The 9,472-nt window shown below is 62.6% G+C and carries 14 protein-coding genes; all 14 read right to left on the bottom strand.

Annotation, left to right across the window (positions count from 1 at the left end):
- Positions 1–137 (bottom strand): ribosomal protein L16 (locus O2807_07100; GenBank protein ID MDA1000268.1); only part of this gene is annotated, 137 nt, incomplete at its 3' end.
- Positions 138–154: 17 nt separating this feature from the next.
- On the bottom strand, positions 155–841 hold the full coding sequence (gene rpsC, locus O2807_07105) for a 30S ribosomal protein S3 (protein ID MDA1000269.1): 687 nt from the start codon (positions 839–841) through the stop codon (positions 155–157).
- A 10-nt stretch (positions 842–851) separates the two neighbouring features.
- Positions 852–1,187: a 50S ribosomal protein L22 gene (gene rplV, locus O2807_07110; GenBank protein MDA1000270.1), complete on the bottom strand. Its 336-nt coding sequence runs from the start codon at positions 1,185–1,187 to the stop codon at positions 852–854.
- 19 nt (positions 1,188–1,206) lie between these two features.
- A complete protein-coding gene (rpsS, locus tag O2807_07115) occupies positions 1,207–1,491 on the bottom strand; it encodes a 30S ribosomal protein S19 (protein ID MDA1000271.1) in 285 nt (94 codons plus the stop codon).
- A gap of 30 nt (positions 1,492–1,521) precedes the next feature.
- Positions 1,522–2,355, bottom strand: coding sequence for a 50S ribosomal protein L2 (rplB, locus tag O2807_07120; GenBank protein MDA1000272.1), 834 nt, complete (start codon positions 2,353–2,355; stop codon positions 1,522–1,524).
- Positions 2,356–2,386: 31 nt separating this feature from the next.
- Positions 2,387–2,674 (bottom strand): 50S ribosomal protein L23, encoded by a 288-nt coding sequence (rplW, locus tag O2807_07125; protein ID MDA1000273.1) that lies wholly within the window; start codon positions 2,672–2,674, stop codon positions 2,387–2,389.
- 6 nt (positions 2,675–2,680) lie between these two features.
- Positions 2,681–3,307, bottom strand: coding sequence for a 50S ribosomal protein L4 (gene rplD / locus O2807_07130; GenBank protein MDA1000274.1), 627 nt, complete (start codon positions 3,305–3,307; stop codon positions 2,681–2,683).
- 13 nt (positions 3,308–3,320) lie between these two features.
- Entirely contained in the window at positions 3,321–4,034 is a 714-nt protein-coding gene (gene rplC / locus O2807_07135) for a 50S ribosomal protein L3 (GenBank protein MDA1000275.1), read from the bottom strand.
- Positions 4,035–4,051: 17 nt separating this feature from the next.
- Positions 4,052–4,357 carry a 30S ribosomal protein S10 gene (gene rpsJ, locus O2807_07140; protein ID MDA1000276.1) on the bottom strand — a complete coding sequence of 102 codons (306 nt, stop codon included), beginning with the start codon at positions 4,355–4,357 and terminating at the stop codon, positions 4,052–4,054.
- A gap of 42 nt (positions 4,358–4,399) precedes the next feature.
- Positions 4,400–5,578, bottom strand: coding sequence for an elongation factor Tu (gene tuf / locus O2807_07145; protein MDA1000277.1), 1,179 nt, complete (start codon positions 5,576–5,578; stop codon positions 4,400–4,402).
- Positions 5,579–5,648: 70 nt separating this feature from the next.
- Entirely contained in the window at positions 5,649–7,757 is a 2,109-nt protein-coding gene (gene fusA / locus O2807_07150) for an elongation factor G (protein MDA1000278.1), read from the bottom strand.
- Between the two features lie 7 nt (positions 7,758–7,764).
- Complete coding sequence (gene rpsG, locus O2807_07155) at positions 7,765–8,235, bottom strand: 30S ribosomal protein S7 (GenBank protein MDA1000279.1); 471 nt, start codon at positions 8,233–8,235, stop codon at positions 7,765–7,767.
- A 13-nt stretch (positions 8,236–8,248) separates the two neighbouring features.
- Positions 8,249–8,620, bottom strand: coding sequence for a 30S ribosomal protein S12 (gene rpsL / locus O2807_07160; GenBank protein MDA1000280.1), 372 nt, complete (start codon positions 8,618–8,620; stop codon positions 8,249–8,251).
- Between the two features lie 347 nt (positions 8,621–8,967).
- A partial coding sequence (locus O2807_07165; protein ID MDA1000281.1) for a DNA-directed RNA polymerase subunit beta' occupies positions 8,968–9,472 on the bottom strand: 505 nt, incomplete at its 5' end.

Consider the following 9,472-nt stretch of genomic DNA (forward strand, 5'->3'; position numbering starts at 1 on the left):
GGGCGAGCCGAGATTTTCCCCACCGTCACGGCCTGGAGGCCGAACCTCCCGAAGGCGAGCGTCGAGCCGCGAAAGGCTTTTCCCTTGATGCGCCCCTTTTGCTGTTTTCGGTACTTCGTCCGTTTCGGCTGCAGCATCGCTTTCGCTCTCCGTCCTAGTTCTCAGAGCCGCCCGAGGGTGAGGAAGTCATGGCCTCGGGCGGGCGCCGCCGTGCCGAGCGAATCATCTCCCCCCGGAAAATCCATACCTTCACGCCACACATCCCGTACGTCGTCTTGGCCTCGGCAAAGCCGTAGTCAATGTCCGCGCGGAGGGTTTGAAGCGGAACCCGCCCCTCGCGATACCACTCCGTGCGGGCGATCTCCGCCCCGCCGAGCCGGCCGCTGCACTGAATCTTGATGCCCTTGGCTCCGAAACGGAGCGCCGAGGTCACCGCCTTCTTCATGGCGCGCCGGAAGGCGATCCGCCGCTCGAGCTGCATGGCGACGTTCTCGGCCACCAGCTGGGCCTCCATCTCGGCCTTGCGGACTTCCTTGATGTTCACATACACCTGCTTGCCGGTAAGGCTCTGCAGGTCCGCCTTCAGCTTGTCCACTTCCGACCCGCGCTTGCCGATGATGATGCCGGGCCGGGCCGTCCAGATGTTCACCCGGACGCGCTGGCTCGTGCGCTCGATCTCAACGCTGCTCACCCCCGCATGTGAGAGGCGGCTTTTCACATAGCCGCGGATATGGATGTCTTCATGCAGGTTGTCGGCGTAGTCCCGCTTGGCGTACCAGGTGGAAACCCACCCGCGGGTAATGCCCACCCGAAAACCGATGGGGTGTACCTTCTGGCCCATCTGCTCTCCTCTACCGGCCTTCGCCGATCTCTACGTGGATGTGGCACATGCGGTGCAGCACCCGACCCATCCGCCCGCGCGCCCTGGGCCGCATCCGCTTGAGCGTCGGGCCGTTATCCACGGTTACTTGCCGAATCACAAGCCCTTCGGGGTCGTCGTTCTCCCCCTTGTCCGTCGCATTCGCAAGGGCAGAGACAATCAATTTCGAAAACGCCTCGGAGGACGCACGCGGGGAGAGCTGAAGCAGGATCAGGGCCTCCGAAACGCGCTTACCGCGAATCATATCGGCCAGCTGCCGCGTCTTGCGCGGCTTGCTCCGGTAGTATTTCAGGCTCGCCTTCGACATCTCTCCGCCTCTCTCCCGCCTACTTCAACGAAATCTGACGCTTGGTTATCCCGGCATGGGCCTTGAACGTGCGGGTGGGCGAGAAATCTCCCAGCTTGAAGCCCACCATGTTCTCGGTCACATACACGGGAATAAACTTTCTCCCGTTGTGCACGGCAAAGGTGTAACCGACAAAATCGGGGATGATGGTCGAGCGGCGCGACCAGGTGCGGATCATCCGCTTGTCGCCACCGCTGCCCATCGCCTCCACCTTCTTCAGAAGGTGCTCGTCGGTAAACGGTCCCTTGTGAAGCGAACGACTCATTTCGCGCGCTCTCCCTTGCGTGCCCGCCGGCTAACGGCTCTTCCGCCTGCGCCGAACGATGAATTTGGAGGAAGGCTTGTTCACCTTCCGCGTCTTGTATCCCTTGGTCGGCTTGCCCCAGGGGGTCACCGGATGGCGGCCACCCGAGCTTTTCCCCTCGCCGCCGCCGAGGGGATGGTCCACCGGATTCATGGCCACCCCGCGGACATGGGGCTTGCGGCCGAGCCAGCGCTTTCTGCCGGCTTTGCCGTAGCTCATGTTCGAGTGATCTGCGTTGCCCACCTCGCCGAGGGTGGCGTAGCAGGACAAATGAATCATCCGCACCTCGCCCGAGGACAGCCGGAAGTGGGCGTAATCTCCCTCCTTGGCCATCAGCTGGGCGCTGGCGCCGGCGCTGCGGGCAATCTGTCCGCCGGCGCCGGGCTTGATCTCGATGTTGTGGCAAATCGTCCCCATCGGGATGTTCGCCACCGGCAGCGCGTTGCCCAGCCGGATTTCGGCCTCCGGTCCCGCATTCAGCACATCGCCCACCTGAATTCCGCTCGGGGCGATGATGTATCTCTTTTCGCCATCGGCGTAGACCAGGAGCGCCACGCGGGCGGTGCGGTTCGGGTCATACTCGATGGAGCGGACCTTGGCCGGAATCCCGATCTTTTCACGCCGGAAATCGATCACCCGATAGCGCCGCTTGTGGCCCCCGCCGCGGTGAAAGGCCGTGGTCCGGCCGAGGTTGTTCCGGCCTCCGGTCTTCCTGAGCCCGCGGATGAGGGACTTCTCGGGCTTCTCACGGGTGATGTCCTCCCGAGTGAGAACCTCCTGGAAGCGTCTCCCTGGAGATGTGGGCTTATATCGCCTGACCGGCATAACGTTCCTCTCGCCTCTTCAACAGCGGCCGCTAGGCCGACTCGAAAAACTCGATCTTGTCACCCTCTTGAAGGGTGACGATGGCCTTCTTCCAGGGCGCCCGCGTTCCGAAATGACGTCCCACGCGAACCCGCTTGCCGGGCATCCGCAGGGTGTTCACCTTCAGGACAGTCACCCCGAAAAGAGACTCCACCGCGCGCTGAATTTCTTTTTTCCCGGCCCGGATATCGACCTCGAAGGCCACCTTGTTGGCTGCCTCGCTGGACTCGATGCTTTTTTCCGTGACGCAAGGCCGCTTGATCACCAATGTCGGTTCCATCGCTCCCTAACCCGCCAATCTTTTCTCAAGTGAACCAAGCGCGTCCTTGGTGCAGACGAGATGCTCGTGCCACATGATGTCGTAAACGTTGAGCCCTTCGACGGAAAGGGGCTTGGTCCCCTGAAGGTTCCGCACCGCGAGCAGGAAGTTTTCTCCGGGCGTGCCGTGGACCAGGAGGGTCTTCCCCCGGGTGTCAAGACGCTCGAGCGCGCCGATCATCAGCTTTGTCCTGGGCGCTTCGATGTCGAGATCGCGCACCACCTTGAGCTTTCCCTCTTTCCATTTCAGGTTCAGCGCGCTCCTGAGAGCGCCCAGCTTCATCTTCTTGTTCATCTTATGGGTGTAATCCCGCGGCTTGGGCCCGAAGGTGGTGCCCCCGTGCCGCCAGATGGGGGATTTCACATCGCCCGCGCGGGCGCGGCCCGTACCCTTCTGGCGAAAGGGCTTCGCGTTCGACCCGTGGACCTCGGCGCGGCCCTTGGTCGAGTGGGTCCCAGCCCGCTGGCTGGCCAGCTGGAATTTCACCATCTCGTGGATCAGGTGAAGTCTCACCACCCCGTCGAACACCCCGCCGGGAAGATCGACCTGCTCCACCACTTTGCCTTCGAGGTCGTGTACCTCGATCTGAGCCATCGAACTGCTCTCCCTAACCACCGCGCGCGGCGCGCTTGGAAGCCTTGAGCGGGTTCATGCTCCGAACCTGTTCCTTGGGCTTATCGTCGAGTCCCGCGCCCGTCCGCGTGCTGCGCTTGAGAAGAAGAACCCCGTTCTTCGCCCCCGGCACGGAGCCGCGGAGCAGGATCACGTTGTCCTCAGGAATCACATCCACCACCAGAAGACCGATGATGGTCGTCTTTTTGTCGCCCATGTGGCCGGGCATCTTCTTTCCCTTGATGATTTTCGAGGGGTAGGCCGAGGAACCCATCGATCCCGCAAGGCGGTCGAACATTCCGCCGTGGCCGCCAGGGCCGCCGGCGAAACCGTGGCGCTTGAGGACGCCCGCAAACCCGCGGCCCTTGCTCTTGCAGGTGACATCCACCCGGTCGCCGCGGTCAAACACCGAGGCATCAATGACAGCGCCAACCTCGAGCCCGGCGTCGCCCTCGCCCAGAGGCACTTCGTGAAGCTCGGCGAAGGGCTGCACGCCGGCCTTCTTGAAATGCCCGAGTTCGGCCTTCGTAAAGCCCTTCTCCTTGTGGGGAAGGAAGCCGACCTGGATCGCCTCGTAGCCGTCCTTCTTTTCGGTCTTCTTCTGAACGACCGTGCAGGGGCCCGCCTCCACCACCGTCACGGGGATCGTCCCCCCGTCGGGTGAAAACACATGGGTCATCCCCACCTTGCGGCCTAGAATGTAGTTCATCCTTCCTCTTCCCCCGCCTAGAGCTTGATCTCGACATCCACACCAGCGGCAAGCTCAAGCTTCATGAGCGCGTCCACCGTCTGCTGGGTGGGCTCCACGATATCCACCAACCGCTTATGGGTGCGGATCTCGAACTGTTCCCGGGATTTCTTGTCAATGTGGGGAGAGCGAAGAACCGTATATTTGTTGAGCGACGTCGGCAACGGGATGGGACCAACCACATCCGCACCGGTGCGCTTCACCGTATCCACGATCTCACTCACCGATTGATCGAGAAGCCGGTGATCATACGCTTTTAGACGAATCCGAATCTTCTGACTCATACGGCTCTGACTCTCCCGGCTCCGGTTGGAGCCCCTCAAACCTTATTCGATGACTTCGGTGACGACGCCGGCGCCCACCGTGCGGCCGCCCTCGCGGATCGCGAAGCGCAGCTCTTTCTCCATCGCGATCGGCGTGATCAGCGCCACGTCTATCGTTACGTTGTCCCCCGGCATCACCATCTCCCGCCCTTCGGGCAAATCCACTATCCCTGTCACGTCCGTCGTCCGGAAGTAAAACTGCGGGCGATACCCGTTGAAAAACGGCGTGTGACGCCCTCCCTCTTCTTTCGTCAGGATGTATACTTCGCCCTTGAACTTCACGTGCGGGGTGATCGAGCCCGGCGCCGAAAGTACCTGCCCGCGCTCTATCTCGTCTTTCTTCACCCCGCGAAGCAGCACCCCGACGTTGTCCCCCGCCTGGCCCTGGTCCAGCAGCTTGCGGAACATCTCAACGCCTGTCGCTACCGTCTTGGCCGTATCCGTGATCCCCACGATCTCGACTTCATCGCCCACTTTCACGATCCCGCGCTCGATGCGCCCTGTCGCGACGGTGCCGCGGCCCGAGATCGAGAATACGTCCTCAACCGGCATCAGGAACGGCTTGTCCACGTCCCGGACCGGCACGGGGATGTGTTCGTCCACCGCCGACATCAATTCATCGATGCAGCCGGTCTCGGTCCCCTCGAGGGCCTTGAGCGCCGAGCCCTTCACCACCGGGATGTCGTCGCCCGGAAAGTCGTACGCCGATAGCAGCTCGCGAACTTCCAGCTCTACAAGCTCCAGAAGCTCTTCATCGTCCACCATGTCCACTTTGTTCAAAAATACGACGATGTGCGGAACCCCTACCTGACGGGCCAGAAGTATGTGCTCGCGCGTCTGCGGCATCGGTCCGTCCGCCGCCGATACCACCAAAATCGCGCCGTCCATCTGGGCCGCACCGGTGATCATGTTCTTCACGTAGTCCGCGTGCCCCGGACAGTCCACGTGCGCGTAGTGGCGCTTCTCCGTCTCGTACTCCACGTGCGCCGTCGCTATCGTGATCCCCCGCTCGCGCTCCTCCGGAGCCCTGTCTATCTCATCAAACGCAACCGCCTTCGCCATCCCCTTCGTGGACAGGTGCTTCGTTATCGCCGCCGTCAACGTCGTCTTGCCATGGTCCACGTGACCAATCGTCCCTACGTTCACGTGCGGCTTCGTCCGCTCAAATTTCGCCTTCGCCATGGCAGATTCTCTCCTTTAATTCCCTATCAACAGGACTTGGAATATTTTTTGCCGGAAAACGACTGTCCGCCTACGCGGGCTGGGCGGCCGCTCCCGCAACCTTGGCAATCAATTCTTCAGCCAAACTCCTCGGCAACTCTTCATAGCGTCCAAACTGCATGGTGTAGTTGGCGCGCCCCTGCGTCATCGACCGGATATCCGTGGCATATCCGAACATCTCGGAGAGGGGAACCGACGCCAAAATGATCTTGGCACCGGCGCGCTCGCCCATTTCCTTGATCCTGCCCCGGCGCGAGGTCAGATCGCCCATCACGTCGCCGAGATAGTCCTCCGGACAGATGACTTCCACGTCCATCACCGGCTCAAGGAGAACGGGCTTGGCCCGTTTGGCCGCATCCTTGAAGGCCATCGAGCCCGCGATCTTGAACGCTATCTCGGAACTGTCCACCTGATGGTAGGAGCCGTCGAACAACGTCACCTCCAAATCCACCACCGGATAGCCTGCAATGATGCCGTTTTCGAGGGCCTCGCGGACGCCGCGCTCGACCGCCGGGATATACTCCCGCGGAATCACGCCGCCCACGATTTTATTGACAAACACAAAGCCCGAGCCAGGCTCGAGCGGCTGGATTTTCAGTTTCACATCGCCGAATTGCCCGCGGCCGCCCGTCTGGCGGATAAACCGCCCCCGGGCCTCGGCCTCGGTCCGGATGGTCTCGCGGTAGGCCACCTGGGGTTTGCCCACTGTGGCCTCGACGCCGTACTCGCGGGTGAGGCGATCGACGAGAATCTCCAGGTGAAGCTCGCCCATCCCCGAGAGAAGCGTCTGGCCCGTCTCGGCGTCCACCCGCACATGGAAAGTCGGGTCCTCATCCGACAGCCGGGCGAGCGAGGTGCCGAGTTTTTCCTGCTCGGCCTTCGTTTTCGGTTCGATGGCGATGGAGATAACCGGCTCGGGAAATTCGATGCTCTCAAGGAGGATGGGGGCGTCTGGCACGCAGAGGGTATGGCCCGTTTTGGTGCGGCGAAGGCCAAGGGCCGCGACAATATCGCCGGCGCGGGCTTCCTTGATCTCTTCTCGCTTGTTGGCGTGCATCTGGAGAAGCCGGCCCACGCGATCTGTCTTGCCGGTGAATACGTTGAGTACGCTGCCGCCCGCCTCGAGCACGCCCGAGTACACCCGAAGGAAATTGAGCTGTCCCACGTAGGGATCGGTCATCACCTTAAAGGCAAGGGCGGCGAAAGGCTCATCGTCCGAGACCTTCCGCTCGGGGGCCACCACGCCCTCGGCTTTCTGTTCTTCGGTGAGGGCGCCTTTTACGGGGGGCAGATCGATTGGCGCGGGGAGATAGTCGACAATCGCGTCCAGAAGAAGCTGAATACCCTTGTTCTTGAAGGCCGACCCGCAGAACACCGGAACGCAGATTCCCGCGAGCGTCGCCTTCCGGATGGCCGCCTTCAGATCCTCGGGGGGAATTTCCTCACCCTCGAGATAGCGCTCCATCAATCTATCGTCCACCATGGCGACGGCTTCCATCATTTTCTCGCGCCAGGTCTTGATCTCCTCTTCCAGCTCGGCGGGCGGATCCACCGTCTCGAAGGTCTTCCCCATGGTGTCGGTAAACTTCCGCGTGCTCCCGGTGACGAGATCGACCATACCCTCGAAGTTCTCTTCCGAGCCGAGGGGTACCTGCAACACCAGCGGGCTGGCCGCCAGGCGCTCTTCGATCTGCCGGACGACGCCGTAGAAATCCGCACCCGTGCGGTCCATCTTGTTGATGAAAACCAGCCGGGGCACGCCGTATTTCTCGGCCTGGCGCCAAACGGTTTCGCTTTGCGGCTCAACGCCGCCCACCGCGCAGAACACCGCCACCGCCCCGTCGAGGACGCGGAGGCTCCGCTCGACCTCGGCGGTGAAATCCACATGGCCCGGCGTATCGATGATGTTGATGCGGTGATCGCGCCAGAAACAGGTGGTGGCGGCGGAGGTGATCGTGATTCCCCGCTCCTGTTCCTGTTCCATCCAGTCCATCGTCGCCGCGCCGTCGTGGACCTCGCCGATCTTGTGGCTGACCCCGGTATAGAACAGCACCCGCTCGGTCGTCGTCGTTTTCCCGGCATCGATGTGCGCCATGATGCCGATATTGCGATAGCGGTTGAGGGGGGTCGAGCGGGGCATCGGTGCGCTACCAGCGGTAATGGGCGAACGCCTTGTTGGCGTCGGCCATGCGGTGGGTGTCTTCGCGCTTTTTGACCGCGTTGCCGCGGTTGTTGGCGGCATCCATCAGCTCGCCCGCGAGGCGCTGGGTCATCGTGTTTTCGTTACGCTTGCGCGCCGCTTCGATCAGCCAGCGGATGGCGAGCGCCTGGCGGCGGTCGGGCCGCACCTCGACCGGGACCTGGTAGGTGGCGCCGCCAACGCGGCGCGAGCGAACCTCAATATGCGGGCGCACGTTATTCAGCGCCTCCTTGAACATATCCAGCGGCTCCTGCCGCGTCTTCGACTGCATCCGGTCGAAGGCGCCGTAGACAATCGCCTCGGCGGCGGATTTCTTGCCGTCGATCATCAGCGAATTCATGAACTTCGTGACCGCCGCATCCCCGAACTTGGGATCCGGCAGTACATCGCGTTTTACTGCTGCGCGTCGGCGCGACATGCCTTCGTTCTTCCTATTTCGGGCGCTTGGCGCCGTAGAGCGAACGCCGCTGGCGACGGTCAGCGATGCCCTGGGTGTCCAGTACGCCGCGGAGGATGTGGTAACGCACGCCGGGCAGGTCCTTGACGCGCCCGCCGCGGATCATCACCACCGAGTGTTCCTGGAGGTTGTGGCCTTCGCCCGGGATGTAGCAGATCACTTCCTGCTGGTTCGTCAGGCGGACGCGCGCGACCTTGCGCAGCGCCGAGTTCGGCTTTTTCGGCGTCACCGTATAGACGCGGGTGCACACGCCGCGCTTTTGCGGGCAGCCCTGCATCGCCGGAACTTTGTTTCGGCTGAGCTGCGTGACCCGCGGATTGCGGACGAGCTGGTTGATCGTTGGCATGTGCCGTCGCTTCCCTTTGGCGCCTTGCAGGCCCTGTTGCAGGCGCGCCCGCCGCGCCCGCCGTATTCCGACTCAGCGGCGAAGCCACTGAACCGCCATGGTTTTTTCCGCCCGCCCCATACGCACAAAAGCCGCCGAGCGCATGGCACCGCCAGCTTTGGGGTGATTTTCGCCCACCCGTGGCCTACAGGGTTTTTCAAACGTTACGCCGTGACGACGCGTCTGGGCCGCAAACAAACCCACCACCGCCGCCGAAAATCGTGCCGAAACATATGGTTCGGCCTATGTGCTGTCAAGCGCGGAAAAGCCGGAATTCCATGGGTTTCGGGCGGCGCCGCCCGGAGTGTTCAGGCGGCGCTTTCCTCGCCAAGGCCAGCGTCGATACTGGCTGCTTCGAGTTCGGCCGCGGCGGCCTCGCGGGCGTCGGTGATTTCCTTGTCCCGGGTCGCCGCCAGCTGCTTGAAGCGGCGCATCACGCCACCGGTGCCGGCCGGAATCAGGCGGCCGACAATGACGTTTTCCTTCAGGCCCTGGAGGTTGTCGACCCGGCTGGAAACCGCCGCCTCGGTCAACACCCGGGTCGTTTCCTGGAACGACGCGGCGGAGATGAAGGAGTCGGTCGACAGCGACGCCTTGGTGATACCCAGCAGGACCGGATCGAAGTGCGCCGGCAGCTCGTTGCGGGCCGACAGGCGCGCATTTTCCTCGATAACGCGCTGACGCTCCACCTGTTCGCCGTTCAGGAACTTGCTGCTGCCCTGATCGGTGATCTCGACCTTGCGCAGCATCTGGCGGGTGATCACCTCGATGTGCTTGTCGTTGATCTTCACGCCCTGCAGGCGGTACACGTCC

The sequence above is a fragment of the bacterium genome (assembly GCA_027622355.1).
Taxonomy (GTDB): domain Bacteria; phylum UBA8248; class UBA8248; order UBA8248; family UBA8248; genus JAQBZT01.

Coding starts and splice junctions, on each gene's coding strand:
- rpsC (MDA1000269.1), bottom strand. CDS start 841: ATGGGCCAGAAGGTACACCCCATCGGTTTTCGGGTGGGCATTACCCGC.
- rplV (MDA1000270.1), bottom strand. CDS start 1,187: ATGTCGAAGGCGAGCCTGAAATACTACCGGAGCAAGCCGCGCAAGACG.
- rpsS (MDA1000271.1), bottom strand. CDS start 1,491: ATGAGTCGTTCGCTTCACAAGGGACCGTTTACCGACGAGCACCTTCTG.
- rplB (MDA1000272.1), bottom strand. CDS start 2,355: ATGCCGGTCAGGCGATATAAGCCCACATCTCCAGGGAGACGCTTCCAG.
- rplW (MDA1000273.1), bottom strand. CDS start 2,674: ATGGAACCGACATTGGTGATCAAGCGGCCTTGCGTCACGGAAAAAAGC.
- rplD (MDA1000274.1), bottom strand. CDS start 3,307: ATGGCTCAGATCGAGGTACACGACCTCGAAGGCAAAGTGGTGGAGCAG.
- rplC (MDA1000275.1), bottom strand. CDS start 4,034: ATGAACTACATTCTAGGCCGCAAGGTGGGGATGACCCATGTGTTTTCA.
- rpsJ (MDA1000276.1), bottom strand. CDS start 4,357: ATGAGTCAGAAGATTCGGATTCGTCTAAAAGCGTATGATCACCGGCTT.
- tuf (MDA1000277.1), bottom strand. CDS start 5,578: ATGGCGAAGGCGAAATTTGAGCGGACGAAGCCGCACGTGAACGTAGGG.
- fusA (MDA1000278.1), bottom strand. CDS start 7,757: ATGCCCCGCTCGACCCCCCTCAACCGCTATCGCAATATCGGCATCATG.
- rpsG (MDA1000279.1), bottom strand. CDS start 8,235: ATGTCGCGCCGACGCGCAGCAGTAAAACGCGATGTACTGCCGGATCCC.
- rpsL (MDA1000280.1), bottom strand. CDS start 8,620: ATGCCAACGATCAACCAGCTCGTCCGCAATCCGCGGGTCACGCAGCTC.